Consider the following 21038-nt stretch of genomic DNA (forward strand, 5'->3'; position numbering starts at 1 on the left):
ACCGTGGTCGGCCGGCGGATCCGCCGTCCAGCTCGGCGCCCGCATCGGCCCCATCACCCACGCGGTGATGCACCACGCCACCTCACCGGTCGCCGTCGTGGCGCACGACTGAGGCCGTGCGCAGACAGGAGCAGTCCAGTGACCACTACCTACCTTGACCCCGACACCGTCATCCGGCTCGTCGGCGACGCCGTCACCGCCCCGTCCATGCACAACGCCCAGCCGTGGAAGTTCGTGTTCCATGTCGGCGGCGGTGCCCTCGCCCTGTACGGCGACCCGGAACGCGCCATGACCCGCACCGACCCGAACCACCGTGGCCTTCACCTGAGTTGCGCCGCAGCACTGTTCAACCTGCGCGTGTCCGCGGCCTGGATCGGTCTCCCGGTTCGCGTGCGGCTCTTGCCCGACGACGCCGAACCATGGCTGTTCGCCACGGTGACCATCGACGAATCCACGGGCGCGGACCGCGAGCTGGCCTCCCTGCACGACGCCATCCGGCGCCGGCACACCAGCCGGTACCCCTTCAGCGAGGAGCCGGTGCCGACTGCACTGCTGGACGGTCTGTGGGCCGCGGCCCACTTGGAGGGCTGCCGGCTCACCGTCCCGGACACCTGGCACATCGACACCGTGCTCGGGCTGGTACGGGACGCGGAACACCGCGAGGAGATCGATCCGCTCGCCCAGGCGGAGACCAGGGCCTGGACCTCCCACACGCAGAGCGCTACGTACGCACGTCGCGACGGCATCCCCACCGCCGCATTCGGGCCCAAGGCTTCCGGCGGCCCCGCCCCCGTGCGCGACTTCGGCTGGGCCAACCCGATACCGGATCGCGGCTGGGCCGTGTTCGAGAAGCGGCCGCAGCTGGCGCTGCTGAGCACCGAGGGGGACACGAGAGCCGACTGGCTGCGCGCCGGCCAAGCGATGGAGCGCGTCCTTCTCCAGGCCACCGCCGATGGCCTGGCCACTTCGATGACGTCCCACCCCCTGGAATGGCCGGAGCTGCGATGGACGGTGCGCGACCCGGTCGCGGCCATGGGACACGTGCAGATGGTCTTCCGCCTCGGCTACGGCCCCGCGGGCCCCGACACGCCCCGCCGCCCGTTGACCGAGGTACTGGAAATCCGGGAGTAGGCACCACCGGCACCTACCGCGGGTCAGTCCTTCCCGAGGGTGGCTGCGTGGTCGGGTACGGCGGTCTGCAGTTCCTTGGACGGACGCTCGTAGCCCGTGGACCGGGGCCTCGGCGGCAAGGTCAGCGACGGTACGGCCACGTCCGCGTAGGGAACCGAGGACAGCAGATGGGCCATCATGTTGATCCGCGCGCTGCGCTTGTCGTCGCTCTCGACCACGTACCAGGGGGCGTCCGCCGTGTCCGTGTGGACGAGCATCTCGTCCTTGGCCCTCGAATACGCCTCCCACCGTGTGAGGGACTCCAGATCCATCGGGGAGAGCTTCCAGCGACGCAGGGGGTCCTGCGCACGACGCCGGAACCGCTCCTCCTGCTCAGCGTCGCTGACGGAGAACCAGTACTTGCGGAGCAGGATCCCGTCCTCGATCAGCATCCGCTCGAAAACCGGGCACTGGCGCAGAAACCGCTGGTGCTCCACGGGTGTGCAGAACCCCATGACGTGCTCCACGCCGGCACGGTTGTACCAGCTGCGGTCGAAGAGGACGATCTCGCCGGCGGCGGGCAGATGTTCGACGTACCGCTGGAAGTACCACTGGGTACGCTCCCGCTCCGTCGGCGTGGGCAGCGCCGCGATGCGTGCGACGCGGGGGTTGAGGTGCTCGGCGACCCGCTTGATCGTGCCACCCTTGCCCGCGGCGTCACGACCCTCGAAGACGACGACCAGGCGGGCGCCTTCCGCCCGCGTCCACTCCTGGAGCTTGACCAGCTCCGTCTGGAGCCGCAGCAGTTCTCTCTCGTAGACCGCCTTCTTGAGACCCATCGCCGTCCCCGCCCCTCTGCCGTCCGGTTCTGCGATCAAGTCAGTCACGGCCGGCCGCCGTACGCAACGACGCCCCTCACAGATCGGCGTGTCGCGAGCCCTCGCCCTGCCGGCGTTCCCGCTCTCCGCATCCGCCCCGGCCGCGGCGAACCCCGGCCCGTCGCTCCCCGCCCCGCAAGGCCGGGCTGTCGATACGCTGACTCCGCACGGGGCGGCGGCGAAGGGGAATCACGTGGGTGTCGGGGATCCGTTGACGCAGGTGCCTCGGATGCGGCTGGACGAGCTGCTCGACGAGCTCCAAGTCCGTATCGATGCCGTGCGCGGCACCAGGGACCGGGTGCACAGCCTGCTGGAGGCCGTCGTCTCGGTAGGTCGGGAGCTGGACCTGGCGCAGGTGCTGCGGCGGATCGTGGAGGCCGCGGCCCTGCTCGTGGACGCCGACTACGGGGCGCTCGGGGTCATCGGGCCCGACGGCCGCACCCTGTCACAGTTCCTGACCGTGGGGCTCGATGAGGAGGCGATCGCCGAGATCGGTCCCCTGCCGGCCGGTCACGGCCTGCTCGGGGAGGTCATCCACCACCCGGAACCCTTGCGCCTCTCCGATCTCGGCGCCCACTCCTCGTCGTACGGCTTTCCACCGCACCACCCGCCGATGCGCACCTTCCTCGGTGTACCGATCCGGGTGCGGGACGAGGTGTTCGGGAATCTCTACCTGACCGACAAGCGGGGCGGGGTCGATTTCGACACCGAGGACGAGACGGTGATCTCCACCCTTTCGGTGGCCGCGGGTGTGGCGATCGACAACGCGCGGCTGTACGAGGGGTCGCAGCGCCAGCAGCGGTGGCTCAAGGCCAATGCGGAGATCACGGAGAGCCTGCTGTCGGGCAGTTCCCGTCCGGTGGTGCTGGAGCTCATCGCCTTGCGGGCCCGGGAGATCACGGGGGCCCGGATCTCGGACATCTGCGTGCCGGTTCCCGGCGCCGAGGGGTTGTTCGTGGAGTTCGCGGTCGGGGCGGACAGCGGGGCCCGGCAAGGACTCCTCGTCCCCTTCGCGGGATCCCTCTCGGGAACCGCTCACCGGACCGGGCAGCCCGTCACGGTCGTTCACGCCTCGGACGACGACCGCTATCCGGCCGATGCCCAGACGCAGAACGGGCTGGGTCCCGCCGTCGCGGTCCCGCTGGGCACCGCCGGCGGGGAGAGCAGGGGCGTACTCCTCCTCGCGCGCGCCGCCGGCGAGCCCGCCTTCGGCGAGAACGAGTTGGAGCCGCTCGTCGCCTTCGCGGGGCAGGCGGCCATCGCCTTGGAGCTCGCGGAGCGGCGGCGTGACGCCGAGCAGATAGCACTGCTGGAGGAGCGCGACCGGATCGCGAGGGACCTGCACGACCTGGCCATCCAGCGGCTCTTCGCGACGGGCATGACCCTCCAGAGCGCCGCACGGCTCGTCGAGCACGAAGGGGCCGCCGAGCGCGTCAGCCGCGCCGTCGAAGATCTGGACGAAACCATCAAGATCATCCGTTCGACGATCTTCGGTCTGCGTACCAAGGACCGTGAGGGCGGACCGGGTCTGCGGGCCCGCGCGGCCCGGGCCGTGGGTGACGCGGCCACCGCCCTCGGCCATCCGCCGCGCCTGAGCATGGAAGGCCTGCTGGACACGGACGTCCCGTCCGAAGTGGCCGATCACGTCATGGCGGCGCTGGGCGAGCTGCTGAGCAACGCCGCCCGCCACGCGGGGGCGACCAGGGTCGCCGTGGCCCTGAAGGCCGAACCGGGCGAGGTCGTACTCATGGTCTCCGACAACGGCAAGGGCATCCCGGCACAGGGCCGCAGGAGCGGCCTGCGCAACCTCGAGGACCGGGCGCAGAGCCTGGGCGGATCCTTCACCGTGGACAACCCCGGCGAGGGGGGCAGCCGGCTCGTCTGGCGGGCACCCCTGCCCACCGGGAGCTGACGGCCCCGACGCGATCACCCCAGGCCGGCCGGCTCCGGCAGCGTCCGCTCCGCCTCCAGCCGGAATCCGGTGACGAGGTCGGGGCGGATCCGCAAGGCCCCGGTCATGGGGTGTCCCACCCAGGGACGCAGCCGGGAAACGAACCGGGCCACCTCGTCGGCATCGGTCACCGGGCACGCGTAGCCGGTGACGACGACGCTCCAGCCGAGGTGGGTGACGGGATCGATGGCGTCCGCTTCGTAGGCGACGACCACACCGGGGGCATCGGCCGGGCCGACGAGGGAGGCGAGCGCGCCGTCGTCGTGGATCCGCACGATGATGTCCTCGCCCTCGACGAGATGGTTGACCGGTCGGACGGCCGGCAGGGCGTGCTGCGTGAAGACGATGCGCCCCAGGGACACCGTCGCCACCAGTCCGAGCGCCTCCGCCCTGTCGAGCTCGCGCATGCGCCGGGTGGCCGTCACATCGCCGTCCTGACCATCTGTGCGCCGTATGCCGCCTGCCTCGTCCATGCTGCGCACCTTCATCCCCTGTCGATCGGTCCTTGCGACCTCCGAATCACCAGCCTCTCTCCCGATCACCAAGAGAACCAGGGCCCAACGGTCCCGAACCGGGCACCGGTTTCGGACAGGGCCCTGGTCAGGCAGCCACGAGCCACAGCATTCGGTCGGCGCCGAGCACCCGCATCGACTTGGCCACCAGAGGCGGTACGTCCATCAGCCGCAGGCGGGTTCCGGCCGAGTGGCAGCGGTGGTGCACGCGCAGGAAGAGATCGATGCCCGCGCTGTCGCAGAAGGAGATCCCGGACAGGTCCAGGACGAGGCTGCGGTGCCCTGATGAGGCGAGAGCGGTGAGGCGGGGCTCCACCTGCCCCGCCGTGTGGAAGTCGAGCTCTCCGGCCAAGGTGACGCGCACGTCGCCGTCGCTCCTCACCGCGGTCTTCAGGTCGATCAAGGTGGTCGTCATGGAACCTCCACGCTGCCTGCGGCTCGGCGGTCGAGCCGCCCCTTTCCCCGTGCGGCACCAGCTCACCGCAGGCGGTCCGGCCCCGGGAAGGTCCACATGCCCCCCGCGCAGGGCCGAAGGTCCCTGCTCCCCGGGCGCCACTTCGCGCGCGAAAGGCGCCGGATGAGGGCCGATCGGCCCTGTCCGTTCGGCTCCTTCGGCAGGCAGGATGCGGGAGTTCGTGCTCCCGGGACGAACCCAGGCGAAGGAGTTGCGTCATGACCGACAGCGGTGCCCCCTCCCCCACCAGGACGCCGATCACGGTCTTCCTTCTCGACGACCACGAAGTCGTACGCCGCGGGGTGCACGACCTCCTGGACGCGGAGCCCGACCTGAACGTGATCGGTGAGGCGGGCACGGCGGAACAGGCCCTGATCCGCATCCCCGCGCTCCGCCCCCAGGTGGCGATCCTCGACGTACGGCTCCAGGACGGCGACGGCGTCAGCGTGTGCCGTGAGCTGCGCTCGCGGATGCCCGACCTGGCCTGTCTGATGCTCACCTCGTTCGACGACGAGGAAGCCCTGCTGGACGCCGTGATGGCGGGCGCCTCCGGGTACGTGCTGAAGCAGATCACCGGAACCGACCTGGTCACCGCCGTCCGTACGGTCGCGTCCGGCCAGTCCATGCTCGATCCCGGAGCCACGACCCGGCTGATGGCCCGTATGAGGGGTGACGTGCCCAAGGAGGAGCAGGTCCCGGGACTGCCCGGCTTCACCGACAGGGAGAAGGAGATCCTCGTCCTGGTCAGCGAGGGACTCACCAACCGGGAGATCGGCAAACGGATGTACCTCGCGGAGAAGACCGTCAAGAACATCATCTCGCGCCTGTTCACGAAGCTGGGTGTGGAGCGCCGCGTCCAAGCCGCCGTGATCGCCAGTCATACGCTGATCCCACCGAGCCAGCACCCCGTCCCCACCACGGAATAGCCGACGGCCGGACACGCCGTACGGTCGCGTGCCCGGCTCCCTCCGGCCCCGGGCCGGGGGTCAGGCGTGCGGGACCACGGCGACAGGACAGACCGCGTGGTGCAGGACGGCATGGGCCACGGACCCGATGTGCGCCCCTACCGTCGATTCGCGGACCCGGCGGCCGACGACGAGCAGCTGCGCGTCCGACGCCGCGGTCAGCAGCACGTGACCACCGCTGCCCTGTTCCACGTGCGCGATGACTTCGACCTCCGGGTACTTCAGCCGCCACGGCTCCAACGCCTGCTCCAGCGCGGCCCTCTCGTACGGCTCCAGGCCACCGAACTGGTCGGCGATCCACATCGACCCGGGGCTGTAGCCGTAGACCGGGGGCAGGCTCCAGGCGCGGACCGCACGCAGCGGTACCCTCCTCGCCACGGCAGCCTCGAAGGCGACGCGCAGCACCTCGGCGGACTCCTCCACGCCGCCCTGCTGCCCGACGACGACCTCGCCCTCCGCCGGCACGGCCACCGGCCTGCCGTCCGCGGAGCGCACGGAGACGACGGGGCACTCGGCGGCGGCGATCACCTGCCGCCCGTAGGAGCCCAGCAGGAACCCGACCAGGGCTCCGTGCCCGCGAGTGCCGATCACCAGCAACTCCGCGTCCTTGGCGGCCCGTAGGAGAGCCGGCACGGGTGCGTCGGAGAGCACTTCCGCGGTGAGGTCCAGCTCCGGGTACCGGTGCGTGAGCTCGTCCTCGACCTCGTTCAGGACGTCATCGGCGCGGTGGGCTTCGGTGTCGCGGTCCTGGGCGATCGGGCCGGCGAGCGGGCCGGCGAGCGGCTGCCACAGCCAGGCGTGGACCACGTGCAGGGGCACGTCACGCCGTACGGCCTCCCGTGCGGCCCAGTCCGCCGCGGCCCGGCTCTGAGGGGAGCCGTCCACTCCGACCACCAGGGTGCGCTTCACGAGTCTGTCCTCCGTACCGATGCCGGGGCATCGAGGTCGGTCGTCAGGGGAGCGGCGCCGGCCGGGGGGACCGGCGCCGCTGACCTCACTCTCCAGGCTGGGCGCCGTGGCACACAGGGGCCAACGGTCCCTCCCCCAGGGCCGGTCCTCCCCTCGCGGCGCCGACTCGGGGAGGGCAGTGTGGGGGCATCGGCTCAGTCGACGAACGTCCCGGACCGTCGCACTCAGGAGCGGGCATGACCGCGTACCCCATCTCGGAGCTCGACGCGCACTGGCGCGCCGCCAACTATCTGGCCGTCGGCCAGATCTACCTCATGGACAACCCCCTCCTCACCGAGCCGCTGAGGCCCGAGCACATCAAGCCGCGGCTGCTCGGGCACTGGGGCACCTCCCCCGGCCTGAACCTCGTCCACACCCACCTCAACCGCGTGATCAAGGACCGCTCGCTGAGCGCCCTGTGCGTCTGGGGCCCGGGCCACGGCGGTCCCGCCGTCCTCGCCAACTCCTGGCTGGAGGGCACGTACACCGAGACCTACCCGGACATCACGCGGGACGCGGTGGGCATGGGCGCGCTGTTCCGGCAGTTCTCCTTCCCCGGAGGCGTGCCGAGCCACGTGGCGCCCGAGACACCCGGCTCCATCCATGAAGGCGGCGAGCTCGGGTACTCCCTCGCCCACGCCTACGGAGCCGCCTTCGACCACCCCGGCCTGCTGGTCGCCTGCGTCATCGGGGACGGCGAGGCCGAGACGGGGCCGCTGGCGGCGTCCTGGCACTCGAACAAGTTCCTCGACCCGGTCCACGACGGCGCCGTCCTGCCGATCCTGCACCTGAACGGCTACAAGATCGCCAACCCGACGGTGCTGTCCCGGATCCCCGAGGACGAGCTCGACGGGCTGCTGCGCGGATACGGGCACGACCCGCTGTACGTGACCGGCAGCGACCCCGCCCAGGTGCATCACGCCATGGCCCGCGCCATGGACCACGCCCTGGACCGCATCGCGCTCATCCAGCGGGAAGCCCGGACAGCGGGCACCGGCGCGCAGCGCGAGCGCGCATGCTGGCCGGTGATCGTTCTGCGCACCCCCAAGGGCTGGACCGGCCCCGCGACCGTCGACGGCGACCCGGTCGAGGGCACGTGGCGGGCCCACCAGGTTCCACTCGCCGGGGTGCGCGAGAACCCCGCCCACCTCAGGCAGCTGGAGGACTGGCTGCGCTCGTACCGGCCGCAGGAGCTCTTCGACGCCGACGGATGCCCCACCGCGCAGGTCCTCGCCCGTGTCCCCGAGGGCGATCGCCGCCTGGGCGCAGTCCCGTACGCGAACGGCGGCCGGCTGCTGCGGCCGCTGCCGATGCCCCCGCTCGACGCGTACGCCGTCCCGGTCGACAAGCCGGGAGCCACCCTCCACGAACCGACCCGCGTCCTGGGGCGCTTCCTGACCCGGATCATGCACGACACCGCCGAGCGGCGGGACTTCAGGGTCGTCGGACCGGACGAGACCGCCTCCAACCGACTGGACGACCTGTACGACGCCACCGGCAAGGCCTGGCAGGCCATCACGGAGCCCACGGACCGGAACCTGTCGCGGGACGGCCGGGTCATGGAGATCCTGTCCGAACACGTCTGCCAGGGCTGGCTGGAGGGGTACCTCCTCACCGGCCGCCACGGCCTCTTCTCCACCTACGAAGCCTTCGCCCACATCGTCGACTCCATGGTCGCCCAGCACATCAAGTGGCTGAAGACCTCGCGCGAACTGTCCTGGCGGGCCCCTATCGCCTCCTTCAACTACCTGCTCACCTCGCACGTCTGGCGCCAGGACAACAACGGCTTCTCCCACCAGGACCCGGGATTCGTCGACCACGTCCTCAACAAGAGCCCCGAGGTCGTACGGGTCTACCTGCCGCCGGACGCCAACACCCTCCTCGCCGTGGCCGATCACGCGCTGCGCAGCCGCGACCAGGTCAACGTGATCGTCGCCGGGAAACAGCCCTCCTTCGACTGGCTTCCGCTGGACGAGGCCCGCACCCACGTGACGCGCGGCGCCGGCATCTGGGAGTGGGCGGGCACCGACCACGGCTCCCGCGAACCGGACGTCGTACTCGCCTGCGCCGGCGACGTGCCCACCATGGAAACGCTGGCCGCGGCGGCCCTGCTCCGCGAGCACCTTCCCTCACTGGCCGTCCGCGTCGTCAACGTCGTCGACATCGCCCGGCTCATGCCCCACGAGGAACACTCCCACGGCATGTCGGACACCGAGTACGACGCGCTCTTCACCACCGACCGGCCAGTGATCTTCGCCCATCACGGCTACCCCTGGCTCATCCACCGCCTCGCCTACCGCCGCACCGGCCACCCGAACCTGCACGTGCGCGGGTACAAGGAGTCCGGCACCACGACCACCCCCTTCGACATGGTCGTGCGCAACGACATGGACCGGTACCGGCTCGTGATGGACGTCATCGATCGCGTCCCGGGCCTCGCCGGCCGGGCCGAGGGGCTGCGCCAGGCCATGGCCGACCAGCGCATCCGCCACCACGACTGGATCCGCGAGCACGGCACCGACCTCCCGGAGGTCGCCGACTGGACCTGGCCGTACTGAGCCCCACGCCGGACCGCGGCGCCCTACGGCCTCGGCCGGAAGTCGACCGGCGCTGCGGCCGACGGCGCGAGCGGTCGTACAGGCCGACCAGTGACGAGCAGGTGCAGGTCCCGCTCGGCGCCCTGCCGCTGCGGCGGTGCCGCTGTGCCGGGCGGCGCGGCGACCGCACTGCCGGTTTCATCGCCACCGGACGAAGGGGACGCGGGCCAACCCGCTCAGGCGTGATGCCGACCGCGCCCGGACCCGTATGCATGCCGCCTTCGCGCTGACCTGCCTGCTGGCAGTCATCGCCGGTATCGCCCTCGGGCGGGCCGCTCGGATGGCATGGCACGCCTGCGTGTCGGTGCGTGCCGAGCCGGGTCGTCCCGTCAGGCGGCGACGAGCTCGGCGCTGATGTGGTGGGCCCACTTCTGGATCCGCTCGGGGTTGCGGTAGTCGCCGCCCTTGCCCTCGTGGAGCAGGGCCTTGGCGAGGAAGCCCGGGGTGCGGGCCGTGATGCTGCCGCCGAAGGTCATGTGCTCGCGCGCTCCGACCAGCTGCATCTCCCGCGCGACCGCGGAGACCGGGGGGATGTCGTGTTCCTCGGCCGAGCGGTCGAGCGGGCCGCTGCTGAACATCCACACCGGGCGGTGCCGCAGGGAGTCGGCATGGCGCTCGGCGCAGTGCTTGGCCTTGCTGCTCCAGTGGCCGGCGTAGAGGGAGCCGCCGAGGACGACGGCGTCGTAGGCGCGGACGTCGTGGACGTCGTCGGCGGGCAGCACGACGGCGTCGAGACCGTCCTCGCGGAGGGTCTTGCCGATCTGTTCGGCGATGCCTGCGGTGGCTCCGTGGTTGGTCCCGTAGGCGACCAGGACTCGCTTGGTGCTCATGGCGGGTGCTCCTCGGTTCCGTGGTGCGGGGCTGGTGCCACTGTCACGCGGTCGACGGCTGGTCCGCTTGGGCCGGACGGATCCCTACGGGGGCCGTTCGGCCCTCCCTGGAGCGGCGCTCCTCGGCGGCGGCGACGTGCTGCTTGACGGCCGCGAAGCTGTCGGGGGCGACGGAGATCGAGTCGATTGCGACGCGGACGAGGAAGGCGGCGTAGGCCGGGCCGTCGCCGGGCCGCTGTCCGCGCGGGCCCACCGGACGTCCCAGGGTCTGGACCCGCGGGAGGAGGATCCGGATGAGGTCGGTGACGGCCGGTGTGGGCGTCCTACTGGACGGTCTGGAGATGGTCAGCAGCGGCCAGGACCTCGCGGAGGAGGACATCCACGTGGTCGGTGGTGGTGAGGTGGTTGCAGACGCAGGCGCGCAGGATCGTTTGTCCGTCGTGGCTGACGGTGGCCAGATAGGCGTGGCCGCGGGCCTGGACGCGGGCGGCCACCGCCGTGTGCAGGTCCTCCTGCCCGGGTCGGCCCGGTTCCGGGCGGGCGGCCAGGCGGAAGCAGACCACCGGCAGCGGACCGCTGCTGCACAGTTCCAGCTGGGGGTGCTCCTGGACGCGGTGGCGCAGGTACCGGGCGAGGTCCTGGTAGTGCTGGAGGAGAGCGACCACGCCTGAGCGGCCGAGGTGACGCAGGGTGGCCCAGAGGGTGAGGGCGCGGGTGCCGGGGCGGGTGAGTTCGATGGTGTAGTCGGACATCCAGGGCCAGTCCTGGTCGCCTTCGAGATAGGAGGCGCGGAAGGTGAACGCGTCACGCAGCCGGGAGGGGTCCGTGACCAGGGCGGCTCCGCAGCCGACGGGCACGGACAGCGCCTTGTGCGGGTCGACGGTGAGGGAGTCGAGTCCGGCGACGCCCCGGTAGGAGGGGGCCAGCTCGGGGACCAGGGAACCGAGTCCGCCCCAGGCTCCGTCGCCGTGGTGCCACAGGCCCGCCCGCTGGCAGACCCGGGTGATCGCTTCGATCGGGTCGATGCCGCCGGTCGCGGTGGAGCCGAGGTTGGAGACGACGCAGAAGGGCAGCAGGCCGGCCCCGCGGTCGGCGTCGACCATGGTCCGCAGGGCGTCGACGTTCATGGACCGGTCCGGCGTGGTGGGTACGGCCCGCAGCCGCCAGGGCGGCAGGCCGATCACGGCTGCGGCCTTCGCGACCGACATGTGGGCCTGGTCGCTGTGGTAGGCGACGAGACGCGCGTGAGCCTGGTCGTACGCGGGGCCGTCGGTGGCGCCGTGCCGGCGCAGGAACCAGGTGCGGGCGGCGCCCAGGCAGAGCAGGTTGGCCATCGAACCGCCGCTGGTCAGCACTCCGCCCGCGGTCGGGGCCAAGCCGGCCAGGGAGGCCAGGTCGCGCAGGACTCCGCGTTCGAGGTCCATCAGGGCGTGCTCGCCCATGCCGCAGGTCGCGTTGACCGCGGTGGCCAGCAGTTCGGCGATCACCCCGGCCGGGGACGGCGGCGAGTTGATCCAGGCGAAGAAGGCGGGATGACCGTTGCCGGTCGGGTACGGGGCGACGGCCCGGTCCACGAACTCCAGCAGGACGCCGAGGTCCTGGCCGTCCTGCGGCAGCGACCCGGTGGCCATGGCCCGCCGATGCGTCGGCGGCATCGGCCGGGTCACCGGACGCTGCCCGATCCCCTGGAGATAGTCGGCAACCCACTCGGCGGCAGCCGCCAGTTCGTCCCTGAAGACCTTGGGGTGCACGGCCAGTGGCTCGGCGCCGCCACCGCCCTCCGCCCGGGCCGGGGCCAGGTGGGCCGGGTAGTCGATCTCTGGCAGTGCGGGCATGGGCTGGCTGCGCCTTCGCTCGGGGTGTCGGCCGGACGGCCGTGATCCAGAACGAGGGCTGCGTACGAAGGTAACGTCCGGACGTTCCCGGACCGTTGTCCAGCGAGGAGCTGGTCCTACGGTGGATCCGAGCGCACGCCTGCGCCCGGGTATGCGGCCTGCCGTGGCCCATCGCCCGTAACCCAGGGTGCCCGGGGCGGCGGGATCACTCGACGGGGATGTCCGCCCGGACGATGGTGATCGGGCACGGCGCGTGGAGCACCGCCTGCTGGCTCACCGAACCGAGCAGGGCCCGCCTGAAGCCGCCTCGGCCGCGGCTGCCCACGACCAGCATGTCCGCACCCTCTGCCGCGTCCACCAGGACGTCGACCGGATTGCCGCGCACCAGGCGCTGGTGCACGCTGGCGGCGCCGTCCTCACCGAGAACCGTGCGGACCTCCTCGACCAGACCTCGCTCGGCCTCCTCCTCGTCGAAGGTGGCGTCGACCGCCGGAGCGGACCACGACGCGGCACCGGGCAGGTCCCACGCCGCGACCGCCTCCACTCGGCCGCCCACCAGCCCTGCGTACCGGACCGCCCAGCGCAGCGCGGCCTGGGACGAGGGCGATCCGTCGACACCGACCACGATCCGCGGAGCCTCCTGCTGCCTGTCCATCCCGTTCACCCTTCCAACGGCTATACATCCACAGTGTGCGCATCGGGAGCGCACCGCCACGCGGGCATGCGGTGGTTGCCGTGTCAGCTGTTGGGCAGCCGGAACCAACGCTCCTGACCTGCGGAAATGTATTCGCACCGGTCGCCGGGCAGGACCAGGGGCACCGGACCCAGGAGCGACGGGGGGACGCTGATGCCGAGCCGGCCGGGCCGGAACCGGATACGGATGTCCCGGTGCCCCAGGTAGGAGATCGAGAACGAGGAACCGGGCACTTCGGAGAGGGGCACCGGGTCGATGTGCAGGCCGTCACCGTGGGGCTCGAGTCCGACGATGCCGCGCTCGACGAGGTCGAGGGTGCCGCCCATGGCACCGAGGTGGATCCCTTCACCGGTGGTGCCGCCCTGGACGTCGGTGATGTCACTGAGCAGGGCTTCCTGGCAGTAGCGCCAGGCGTCCGGGCCCTGCTCCCGGGCGAGGACCCAGCCGTGGACGAGGCTGCTGAGCGTGGAGCCGTGGCAGGTGCGCCGCAGGTAGTAGTCCACCGTCCTGCGCCAGAGGCCGTCGTCGAGGCGATGCCCGAGCCGAAGGAAGAGCTGTTCGAGCTCTGCCGGGCGGAAGAGGTAGCCGAGCATGAGGGTGTCGGCCTGCTTGGACGCCTGGTAGCGGTTGGGCGTGTCGCCCTCGGCTTCCAGGATGCGGTCCAGGCGGCGGATGTCGCGGTAGCGGGCGCGGTAGCCGTCCCAGTCGAGCTCGGCGAGATCCCCGTACCCGTGGAACTGGCTGATCACATCGCGATGGAACGGCACGTACAGGCGGTGCGAGACGTCCTCCCAGGCGCGGAGGTCGTCGGGGCCGATGCCCAGTCGCGTGAGGAGCTCGGCGCGTCGGGCGGCCGGGAGTTCTCCGTACAGGTCGAGGGCGCGGGCCAGTACCCAGGCGGCGGTGACGTTGGTGTAGGCGTTGTCGTCGATGCCGGGAGCGGCGGCGTCCGGGTAGGCATCGTGGTACTCGTCCGGTCCGACGACGCCGCGGATCCGGTAGCGGTCGAGGCCGGCGTCCCACTTCGCCGCGTCGGCCCAGAAGTGGGCGATGTGCAGGAGGAGTTCGGCGCCGGGGCCGTGCATGAAGCCGGCGTCGCCGGTGGCTTGCCCGTACTGCCACACGTTCCAGGCGATGGCCGACCCCACGTGGTGCTGGAGATGGGAGTGGTCCGGCAGCCAGCGGCCGGAGCGCGGGTTGAGGTGCAGCCGTTGCGTCTCCTCGGTTCCGGAACTGCCGCTCTGCCAGGGAAACATCGCTCCCTTCGCCCCAGCCCGGCGGGCGGCCTCGCGGGCCGCGGGGAGCCGCCGGTGCCGGTACATCAACAGGCCGCGAGCGGTCTCGGGGAAGTGAAGCGCGAGGTAGGGCAGGACGAACAGCTCGTCCCAGAAGACGTGCCCCCGGTACGCCTCCCCGTGAAGGCCGCGGGCGGGGACGCCGGCGTCGAGCTCCGCGGTGTGCGGCGAGAGGGTCTGCAGCACGTGAAAGGCGTGCAGCCGCAGAACCTTGCCCGTCTCACCGGTGACCTTCAACTCCCCGTCGTTCCAGAGGCGTTGCCAGGAGGCGCGGTGGGAGGCGAGCAGGGAGGGGAAGTCCGGGGCATGTGTGGCGCAGTCGATGCTCCGCCGCAACGGATCGACCGAGGGACGGTCGAGCGAGGTGCACAGGGCTACGGTCTTCACGACGACGACCGGGGCGCCCCGCTTGATCGGCAGGACGCATGTCTGTGTGGCGCTGGTGGCCGTGCACGCCCTGCCCACCGGCGCCAGAGGACGTGCTGACGTCCGGACCGCGAGCCCGATCCGTACCCGGGTGGCGCTGGTGGCGCAGGAGAGCCAGGCGGTACCCTCCCCCTCCACTCCGGCCCGGTGCTCGACGAGATGCCGCCCGGCCAGGGCGCGGTAGCGGTCGACTCCGGCGTTGGTGACGTCTCCGTCGAGCACGGACTCGATCTCGATCCCGCCGCGCCAGCCGTACGCCCTGAACACCGTGTTCTGCGCGGCCAGGGTCGGGTCGCCCATGTGGACGAGGCGAGTGTGGGTAACGCCCAAGCGGCGGCCTTCGGTGTCATGGAAGAGCATGCGGCGGGTGAGCGTTCCCGCGCGCAGGTCCAGCGACACGCGGCTGTGGCGCAGGGCCGGGTGGTCGGGGGTGAGCCAGTCGCCGGGCGGTGCGCCCTCGGGCAGGCAGCGGTACCGCAGGGCGGTCCAGTCCGGCAGCCGGACCAGGTCCTCGTTGGAGACCGTTCGTCCGCCGATGGTGGAGGCGAGCCGGTTGTAGCAGCCGGCGAGGTAGGTGCCCGGGTAGTGGATGCCGTCGGCGATGCTCTCCGGGGCTGAACCACGGGTGGCGAAGCGGCCGTTGCCCAGGGTGCACAGGGACTCGACCAGCCGCTCGGTCTTGGGGTCGTAACGGGGGTACTCCCAGCCCCAGGCGGTGGTCATGTGCGGTCGCGTTCGAGTGCGGCGGGCAGTCCGCCGAGGTCGGGGAGGACGAGGTGAGCGCCATGAGCGCGCAGGGCGTCCGTCATGTGCGGGTCGCCTTCGCGGTTGAGGCCCACCACCAGGCGGAGAAGGCCCCGGTGTCCGGCCTCGACGCCGGCGAGTGCGTCCTCCACCACGGCGGTGTGCGCGGGGGTCGCGCCGAGGCGGCCGGCGGCTTCGAGGAAGAGGGCGGGGTCGGGTTTGCCCGGCAGGGCGAGTGCGGCCGCGTCCTGGCCGTCCACCAGGGCGTCGAAGTAGCCGATGAGCCCTGCGGATTCCAGGAGGGAACGGGCGTGCCGGGAGGCCGAGACGGCTGCGCACCGGATCGTCCTCTCCCGCAGTTCCCGGAGTGCGGGCCGTACGTCGTCGAAGGTACGGACGCCGTCGGTCCGCAGCATTGCGGAGAAGACCTCCTCCTTGCGTGCGGCGACCGCGTGAACGGTGGCGCAGCCGGGCGGATCCTCGGGCGTCCCGGGTGGGAGGTCGATCTGTCGGGCAGTGAGGAAGGCGCGTACGCCGTCGAGGCGGGAGCGGCCGTCGACCAGGTCCCGGTACTCGCGGACGGCGTCGAACGGGCGCGCTCGTGCACCGGCGTGCGAGGGCTGCCACTCGGGCAGGCAGCCGTCGAAGGTCTCCTTCCAGGCGGCCGCGTGGCGGTCCGCCGTGGCGAGGAGCACTCCGTCGGTGTCGAAGACGACCGCGCGTAGGTCGTTCATGAGGCGTGCACCACGCGACGGCCGGTGATGCGGGCGGAGGTGCGCTTCATCCGGTGGGCGCGCTGGCCGCCGGCCCAGGGCTGGGAGCGGGCCGCGGTGCTGAGGTGGTGCATCTCGTCCGGGTCTGCGACGGCTGCCAGTTCGCCCACCGCCAGCACGCTCCAACCCGTGGCGGTCACGTCGTCGACGTTGTCGATCTCGACGCCCACGCCGTGCGTGTTCAGCGGCTGCCGGCATTCGGTCTCGTCCAGCGGTACGAGCGCACTGTCGCGCCGGGCGGTGGACCGGCCCGCGACGCGAGGGGCGCTGGCTCCGGTCAGGGCGTCGACGGTGAGGCCGAGGGCTTCGCGGCGGGCCGCCAGGCGGCGGCCCAGGTCGGTGTGTCCGGCCATCTCGCCGGACCGCTGCGGGTGGGTACTCGGCATGCCCTTCACGGCAATCACTGCTCCTGGGGCGGTACGGCGACCGCGTCGTGCTGCGGTCCGCCGAGCACGACCTTGAGGGCGCCGGTTTCGCCGGCGCGGGAGAAGACGTCGTACGCCTCTTCCATCTGGTTCAGCTCGAAGCGGTGGGTGACCATCGCGGCCCCGGGCAGGCGGCCGGCGGCCATCATGCGCAGCAGCATGGGGGTGGAGTGGGTGTCGACGAGCCCGGTGGTGATGGTGACGTCCTTGATCCAGAGGTCTTCGAGGTGGAGGACGGCGGGCTTTCCGTGGACACCGATGTTGGCGACCCGGCCGCCGGGCCGGACCATGCGGGTGCACATCTCGAACGACTCGGGCACGCCGACGGCCTCGATGACCGCGTCCGCCCCGAGCCCGTCGGTGAGGTCCTCCACCAGCCGCTCGGGCTCCTCGTCCGCACGCGCGGTGGCGTCGGCGCCGAGGTCGCGCGCGGCAGCGAGCCGGGACGCGTCGAGGTCGACGGCGATGATCCGCCCGGGGCTGTAGAGCTGCGCCGTGGCGATGGCGGCCAGTCCGATGGGTCCGGCGCCGACCACGACGACGGTGTCGCCCGGGCGCACGTTGCCGTTGAGCACGCCGACCTCGTACGCGGTCGGGAAGATGTCGGCGAGCAGTACGGCGTCGTGGCTGGCCAGGGCGCTGGGCAGCGGGTGGACGGAGAGGTCGGCGAAGGGGACGCGGACGTATTCGGCCTGGGTGCCGTCGATGGTGTGGCCCAGGACCCAGCCACCGCCCCCGCGACACTGTCCGTAGTGGCCCTCGCGGCAGAAGCGGCACCGGCCGCAGGCGGAGATGCAGGAGATCAGGACGCGGTCGCCGGGGCGGACGCTGCGGACGTCGCCGCCGGTCTCCACGACGGTGCCGACGGCCTCGTGGCCCAGGATCCGTCCGGGGGTCACTTCGGGGACGTCGCCCTTGATGATGTGCAGGTCGGTTCCGCAGAGGGTGACGGCGTCGACCCGGACGATCGCGTCGGCGGCGTCCTTGATCGAAGGGTCCGGAACGTCCTGCCAGGAGGTCTGTCCAGACCCGTGGAAGACGAGTGCCTTCATGGCGCGGCCTTCTCTCTGTGCGCTGTGCGGAAGGGGGTCACCGCCAGGCTGTGCCTTTGCCCCTCTGTCCCGCTTGGGCCGGTCGGCCCCTACCGAGGACCGGTAGGGCCCCAGCGGGCAGGGCGTTCCGGTGCGACGGTGGAGACCGGCATCCGTTCCGAAAGGAGGGCTGCTGCCATGTCCCAGTCAGCCCCGACCCCGTCTCCTGCTTCCGCCCGCCCGGCCCTGCTCCGCTTCCTCGGCGGGGTGCGGACGGTCACCGGCAGTAAGTTCCTGGTCGAGAGCGACCACGCCCGGATCCTCGTCGACTGCGGACTCTTCCAGGGTGTCGCGGACCTACGGCGCCGCAACTGGGACAAGCTGCCCTGCGACGCCTCCGACATCCACGCCGTCGTCGTGACCCACGCCCACCTGGACCACTGCGGGTACCTGCCCAGACTGGTCCGGCACGGATTCCGCGGCCCGATCCTGACCAGCGCCACCACGGCCCGTCTCGCCGAGATCGTGCTCCGTGACAGCGCCCGCCTCCAGATGGAAGCCGCCGAGCACGCCAACCAGCACGGCTGGTCCAAGCATCGGCCTGCCAAGCCGCTCTACGACGATGACGACGTCGACCACACGATCAAGTACTTCGACCCGGTTCCGGTGGGCAGTGAGGTCGAGATCATGGCCGGCACGAAGCTGATGCTGCACCACGGGGGGCACATCCTCGGCTCCGCCTGGGCGCACCTGACCCTGGAGGACGGCCATACCCTCGCCGTCAGCGGTGACCTCGGCCGCCCCGGCCACCCGCTCCTCCTGCCGCCCGAGCCGTTCTCCGGCGCCGATGTCCTGCTGATGGAGTCGACGTACGGCAACCGCCGCCACGACCACGAGAGCGCACGCCGGGAATTCGCGTCGGTGATCACGCGGACGTTGTCCCGTGGCGGGACCGTCGTCATCCCGGCCTTCGCGATCGACCGCACCGAGGTCGTCCTGCACGAGCTGGCCACCCTGCGCAGCGACGGTACGCTTCCCCGCCACGTACCCGTCTACGTCGACAGCCCCATGGCCCTGGCCGCACTGGACGTCTACCGCGACGCCGTCCGGGCCCACTCTCCCGAGCTGCGCCCCGAGATCCTCGCCCAGGGCGAGGCGGCGATCAGCCCGGAGCCCTTCCTGGCCGCCCGGACCGTCCAGGAGTCGATCGACATCAACAATTCCACCGGACCGGCGGTCATCGTCTCCTCCGCCGGCATGGCCACCGGTGGTCGCGTCCTGCACCACCTCCACCGGATCCTGCCCGACCCCCGCAGCGCCGTGGTGATCGTCGGCTTCGCCGCGGCCGGCACCCGCGCCCGCGACCTCGTGGACGGCGCCCGCACGATCAAGATGTTCGGCGAGTACGTCCCCGTACGCGCCGAGGTCGCCGATGTCCCGCACTTCTCCGCGCACGCCGACGCCGGCCAGATCATCGACTGGCTGCGCGCCGCCCCGCCGCCGCACACCACCTACCTCGTCCACGGCGAGGAGACCGCCTCCGAGACCCTGCGGGACCGGATCGACCACGAGCTGGGCTGGACGGCCGTAGTACCCAAGTCCGGGGAGGCCGTCCTGGTCCGCTGACCGGGGCCGGACGGTCCCGGCGGTGTGCACCGCGCGGCCCTCCCGGGGCCCATGGCCGACGGAGCAGGGTGAGGCCAAAGGGTGGGAGGCACTCCATGAGCACCCTGCACAGCTTCCTCGAAGCGATGGCGCCAGAAGCCCGCGAGGCCCTGCTCGCCCACTCCCACCGGGTCACCTTCCCGGCCGGCACCCCGCCCGCATCGACCACGAGGAGCCGTACTACGCGAACACCGCGGCCAAGGAACTGAGTCGGTACGGCTTCACCGTCGAGATCGAGTCGGCCCTCCACGACGACATGGCCCACGCGTTCCTGGCCGCACTCCACCGACGACCAGTGGATCTTCTACGGAGGCGACGACCCCAACCGGCATGCCCGGGCCATGTCGCAGCCGCCTTACGGTCACCCGGCAGGGGTGGACGTGCACTGGGGGTGGTTGATGCAGCTGAGATCGGCGCCTTCGAGGTTGGCGCCGGTGAGGTCGGCCTCGGCGAGGTCGGCGTCTTGGAGCTTGGCGCGCATCAGGTTGGCGCTGGAGAAGACCGTGTGACGGGCCTTGGCACTGGAGAGGTCGGCGCCTTCGAGGTTGGCGCTCTGGGCGTCGGCGTTGTCGAGGTTGGCACTGAAGAGGAGGACGCCCGTCGCCTTCACGCCTTTGAGCTTGGCGTCCGCGAGGTTCGCCTCGGTGAGGTTCGTGTCGGTGAGCGTGGCGTCGGTGAGGTCCGCGGCAGAGAGGTCGGCCCCAAGGAGGTTCGCCCCGGCGAGGTCGGCCTCGGTGAGGTCGGGCTTGATGCTGGGGTTGTCCGTACGCCACTGGTTCCACTCCGCCACGCTCCTTTTGAGGAGCGCGACTTGGTCGGCATCGGCCCGCTGAGAGGCGACGGCCATGCTGAGGGTGGGGGTGGCGTAGGCCGCAGGGACGGCCAGCGCGCAACCGGAGAGGACGAGGACGGCGATGAGGGTACGGCGGACGGCGGTGTTCGTTCGCATCCTGAAGTCTTTTCGCTTGGGCGAGGTTCCCGTCGGATGACGTGAGCAACCCCAGGCCTCCCCCTCCGTAAGGGCCCCTCTCACCTTTGAGCGAGGGGAGGCACTCTTTTGGCCGCGCGTCCCCGGGGCTCTCCACCCTGGCATCGACGCCCTACGCCACTCAGCGTCACCGCCGGAGGGGAGGCAGGGCCGTCCGTTCTACAGACCCGCCACCGGTGCGGGGTCCAGGAGGGTGCGCAGGTCGACGATCCTGTAGCCGCGGGAGCGGACCTCGTCGATGATCTGCGGCAGTGCCTGAGCGTCAAGGACCGCGCCCTGGCCGTCGAGGGAGCCGACGTGCATCTGGACGATCTCGCCCGGCCGCAGGGCGTTCAGGGCCCGCAGGACGGCCCTCTGCACCGTCATCCCCCTCGCGGTGCCCTTGTACCCGTTGGTATCGGTGGTCCATTCGATGTCGGCGTATCCCAGCCGGTTGACCTCCGCGATCTCGGCCCGCGAGGTGGCGCCGTACGGGAAGCGGAAGAACGGCAACGGCTCGGTTCCGGTGGCCCGGCGGATGGCCCGGTCGGCGAGGATGACCTCCCGGGCCCGCTCGGCGCCGGTCAGCTCGCCGAAGCGCGGGTGACTGTGGGAGTGGTTGCCCACCCCGTACCCGGAATCGGTGATCGCCCGGGCCGCGGCCGGATGGCGTTCGGCGAAGTGCCCGGTGAGGAAGAAGGTGGCCGGAGCCCGCCGTTGACGCAGCACGGTGAGCACCGTGTCGAGGCCGTCCTCGTTCCAGGCGGCGTTGAAGGTCAGCGCGACCACCTTCCCGGTCGTCGGGATCTTCCGGACCGCGCTCCCGTACAACCGTTCCACCGGCGCGGACGCGGCGCCCTGTCCGGCGGCGGACGCCCCCGCCCCGGCCAGCAGCACCACGGCGGCGGCCACCGCGGCAGCCACGGCGGACAGGTACC

The 21038-nt window shown here is 71.6% G+C and carries 19 protein-coding genes and 1 pseudogene; 6 read left to right on the forward strand and 14 right to left on the reverse strand.

The genetic code is table 11. The features are described 5' to 3' along the window. Positions 1-3: 3 nt before the first annotated feature. Positions 4-112, forward strand: a pseudogene (locus ACZ4UB_RS31815) (universal stress protein); the annotation flags it as partial. 26 nt (positions 113-138) lie between these two features. Beyond that, positions 139-1131: an Acg family FMN-binding oxidoreductase gene (locus tag ACZ4UB_RS31820; protein WP_468075539.1), complete on the forward strand. Its 993-nt coding sequence runs from the start codon at positions 139-141 to the stop codon at positions 1129-1131. Between the two features lie 23 nt (positions 1132-1154). On the opposite strand, the gene ppk2 is transcribed toward ACZ4UB_RS31820, so the two are convergent. Continuing rightward, positions 1155-1949: a polyphosphate kinase 2 gene (gene ppk2 / locus ACZ4UB_RS31825; protein ID WP_468075541.1), complete on the reverse strand. Its 795-nt coding sequence runs from the start codon at positions 1947-1949 to the stop codon at positions 1155-1157. A gap of 268 nt (positions 1950-2217) precedes the next feature. On the opposite strand from ppk2, the gene ACZ4UB_RS31830 reads away from it, so the two are divergent. Then, complete coding sequence (locus ACZ4UB_RS31830) at positions 2218-3900, forward strand: sensor histidine kinase (protein ID WP_468075543.1); 1683 nt, start codon at positions 2218-2220, stop codon at positions 3898-3900. A gap of 14 nt (positions 3901-3914) precedes the next feature. Here the strand turns inward: ACZ4UB_RS31830 and ACZ4UB_RS31835 are convergent, their stop codons facing one another. Continuing rightward, on the reverse strand, positions 3915-4412 hold the full coding sequence (locus ACZ4UB_RS31835) for a pyridoxamine 5'-phosphate oxidase family protein (protein ID WP_468075545.1): 498 nt from the start codon (positions 4410-4412) through the stop codon (positions 3915-3917). A 127-nt stretch (positions 4413-4539) separates the two neighbouring features. Further along, positions 4540-4866, reverse strand: coding sequence for an STAS domain-containing protein (locus ACZ4UB_RS31840; RefSeq protein ID WP_468075547.1), 327 nt, complete (start codon positions 4864-4866; stop codon positions 4540-4542). A gap of 257 nt (positions 4867-5123) precedes the next feature. Between ACZ4UB_RS31840 and ACZ4UB_RS31845 the strand changes: the two genes are divergently transcribed. Continuing rightward, on the forward strand, positions 5124-5831 hold the full coding sequence (locus ACZ4UB_RS31845) for a response regulator (RefSeq protein ID WP_468075549.1): 708 nt from the start codon (positions 5124-5126) through the stop codon (positions 5829-5831). 60 nt (positions 5832-5891) lie between these two features. On the opposite strand, the gene ACZ4UB_RS31850 is transcribed toward ACZ4UB_RS31845, so the two are convergent. Then, the gene (locus ACZ4UB_RS31850) at positions 5892-6779 is read right to left on the reverse strand and encodes a universal stress protein (protein WP_468075551.1); all 888 of its coding nucleotides are present in this window, start codon (positions 6777-6779) and stop codon (positions 5892-5894) included. A gap of 236 nt (positions 6780-7015) precedes the next feature. On the opposite strand from ACZ4UB_RS31850, the gene ACZ4UB_RS31855 reads away from it, so the two are divergent. Next, entirely contained in the window at positions 7016-9376 is a 2361-nt protein-coding gene (locus ACZ4UB_RS31855; RefSeq protein WP_468075553.1) for a phosphoketolase family protein, read from the forward strand. A 368-nt stretch (positions 9377-9744) separates the two neighbouring features. On the opposite strand, the gene ACZ4UB_RS31860 is transcribed toward ACZ4UB_RS31855, so the two are convergent. The 8 genes from ACZ4UB_RS31860 to ACZ4UB_RS31895 all read right to left on the reverse strand — a co-directional run bounded on the left by ACZ4UB_RS31860 (position 9745) and on the right by ACZ4UB_RS31895 (position 17489). Then, on the reverse strand, positions 9745-10245 hold the full coding sequence (locus ACZ4UB_RS31860; protein WP_468075555.1) for a flavodoxin domain-containing protein: 501 nt from the start codon (positions 10243-10245) through the stop codon (positions 9745-9747). A 43-nt stretch (positions 10246-10288) separates the two neighbouring features. Beyond that, positions 10289-10624 carry a hypothetical protein gene (locus tag ACZ4UB_RS31865; protein ID WP_468075557.1) on the reverse strand — a complete coding sequence of 112 codons (336 nt, stop codon included), beginning with the start codon at positions 10622-10624 and terminating at the stop codon, positions 10289-10291. After that, on the reverse strand, positions 10569-12080 hold the full coding sequence (locus ACZ4UB_RS31870; protein ID WP_468075559.1) for a pyridoxal phosphate-dependent decarboxylase family protein: 1512 nt from the start codon (positions 12078-12080) through the stop codon (positions 10569-10571). The genes ACZ4UB_RS31865 and ACZ4UB_RS31870 overlap by 56 nt, the downstream gene beginning before the upstream one ends. Before the next feature lie 205 nt (positions 12081-12285). Beyond that, entirely contained in the window at positions 12286-12735 is a 450-nt protein-coding gene (locus ACZ4UB_RS31875) for a universal stress protein (RefSeq protein ID WP_468075561.1), read from the reverse strand. An 83-nt stretch (positions 12736-12818) separates the two neighbouring features. Continuing rightward, positions 12819-15218 (reverse strand): glycoside hydrolase family 65 protein, encoded by a 2400-nt coding sequence (locus ACZ4UB_RS31880; protein WP_468075563.1) that lies wholly within the window; start codon positions 15216-15218, stop codon positions 12819-12821. Further along, positions 15215-15973, reverse strand: coding sequence for an HAD family hydrolase (locus tag ACZ4UB_RS31885; protein WP_468075565.1), 759 nt, complete (start codon positions 15971-15973; stop codon positions 15215-15217). Before ACZ4UB_RS31885 ends, ACZ4UB_RS31880 begins: the two co-directional genes overlap by 4 nt. Next, positions 15970-16398, reverse strand: coding sequence for a hypothetical protein (locus ACZ4UB_RS31890; protein WP_468075567.1), 429 nt, complete (start codon positions 16396-16398; stop codon positions 15970-15972). The genes ACZ4UB_RS31885 and ACZ4UB_RS31890 overlap by 4 nt, the downstream gene beginning before the upstream one ends. 14 nt (positions 16399-16412) lie before the next feature. Further along, positions 16413-17489, reverse strand: a complete 1077-nt coding sequence (locus tag ACZ4UB_RS31895; RefSeq protein WP_468075569.1) for a zinc-dependent alcohol dehydrogenase family protein — start codon at positions 17487-17489, stop codon at positions 16413-16415. 177 nt (positions 17490-17666) lie between these two features. On the opposite strand from ACZ4UB_RS31895, the gene ACZ4UB_RS31900 reads away from it, so the two are divergent. Next, the gene (locus ACZ4UB_RS31900; RefSeq protein WP_468075572.1) at positions 17667-19094 is read left to right on the forward strand and encodes an MBL fold metallo-hydrolase RNA specificity domain-containing protein; all 1428 of its coding nucleotides are present in this window, start codon (positions 17667-17669) and stop codon (positions 19092-19094) included. A gap of 400 nt (positions 19095-19494) precedes the next feature. Here the strand turns inward: ACZ4UB_RS31900 and ACZ4UB_RS31905 are convergent, their stop codons facing one another. Both ACZ4UB_RS31905 and ACZ4UB_RS31910 read right to left on the reverse strand, forming a co-directional pair. After that, positions 19495-20082 carry a pentapeptide repeat-containing protein gene (locus ACZ4UB_RS31905; protein ID WP_468075574.1) on the reverse strand — a complete coding sequence of 196 codons (588 nt, stop codon included), beginning with the start codon at positions 20080-20082 and terminating at the stop codon, positions 19495-19497. Between the two features lie 198 nt (positions 20083-20280). Further along, entirely contained in the window at positions 20281-21024 is a 744-nt protein-coding gene (locus ACZ4UB_RS31910; RefSeq protein ID WP_468075576.1) for a polysaccharide deacetylase family protein, read from the reverse strand. Between the last annotated feature and the right edge of the window lie 14 nt (positions 21025-21038).

The sequence above is a fragment of the Streptomyces sp. NPDC028419 genome (genome assembly GCF_055565515.1).

Excerpts from the sequence above, each read along its gene's own strand:
- ppk2 (WP_468075541.1), bottom strand. The coding sequence starts at position 1,949 with ATGGGTCTCAAGAAGGCGGTCTACGAGAGAGAACTGCTGCGGCTCCAG.
- ACZ4UB_RS31830 (WP_468075543.1), top strand. The coding sequence starts at position 2,218 with ATGCGGCTGGACGAGCTGCTCGACGAGCTCCAAGTCCGTATCGATGCC.
- ACZ4UB_RS31835 (WP_468075545.1), bottom strand. The coding sequence starts at position 4,412 with ATGGACGAGGCAGGCGGCATACGGCGCACAGATGGTCAGGACGGCGAT.
- ACZ4UB_RS31840 (WP_468075547.1), bottom strand. The coding sequence starts at position 4,866 with ATGACGACCACCTTGATCGACCTGAAGACCGCGGTGAGGAGCGACGGC.
- ACZ4UB_RS31845 (WP_468075549.1), top strand. The coding sequence starts at position 5,124 with ATGACCGACAGCGGTGCCCCCTCCCCCACCAGGACGCCGATCACGGTC.
- ACZ4UB_RS31855 (WP_468075553.1), top strand. The coding sequence starts at position 7,016 with ATGACCGCGTACCCCATCTCGGAGCTCGACGCGCACTGGCGCGCCGCC.
- ACZ4UB_RS31860 (WP_468075555.1), bottom strand. The coding sequence starts at position 10,245 with ATGAGCACCAAGCGAGTCCTGGTCGCCTACGGGACCAACCACGGAGCC.
- ACZ4UB_RS31865 (WP_468075557.1), bottom strand. The coding sequence starts at position 10,624 with ATGTCCTCCTCCGCGAGGTCCTGGCCGCTGCTGACCATCTCCAGACCG.
- ACZ4UB_RS31870 (WP_468075559.1), bottom strand. The coding sequence starts at position 12,080 with ATGCCCGCACTGCCAGAGATCGACTACCCGGCCCACCTGGCCCCGGCC.
- ACZ4UB_RS31875 (WP_468075561.1), bottom strand. The coding sequence starts at position 12,735 with ATGGACAGGCAGCAGGAGGCTCCGCGGATCGTGGTCGGTGTCGACGGA.
- ACZ4UB_RS31880 (WP_468075563.1), bottom strand. The coding sequence starts at position 15,218 with ATGACCACCGCCTGGGGCTGGGAGTACCCCCGTTACGACCCCAAGACC.
- ACZ4UB_RS31885 (WP_468075565.1), bottom strand. The coding sequence starts at position 15,973 with ATGAACGACCTACGCGCGGTCGTCTTCGACACCGACGGAGTGCTCCTC.
- ACZ4UB_RS31890 (WP_468075567.1), bottom strand. The coding sequence starts at position 16,398 with ATGCCGAGTACCCACCCGCAGCGGTCCGGCGAGATGGCCGGACACACC.
- ACZ4UB_RS31895 (WP_468075569.1), bottom strand. The coding sequence starts at position 17,489 with ATGAAGGCACTCGTCTTCCACGGGTCTGGACAGACCTCCTGGCAGGAC.
- ACZ4UB_RS31900 (WP_468075572.1), top strand. The coding sequence starts at position 17,667 with ATGTCCCAGTCAGCCCCGACCCCGTCTCCTGCTTCCGCCCGCCCGGCC.
- ACZ4UB_RS31905 (WP_468075574.1), bottom strand. The coding sequence starts at position 20,082 with ATGCGAACGAACACCGCCGTCCGCCGTACCCTCATCGCCGTCCTCGTC.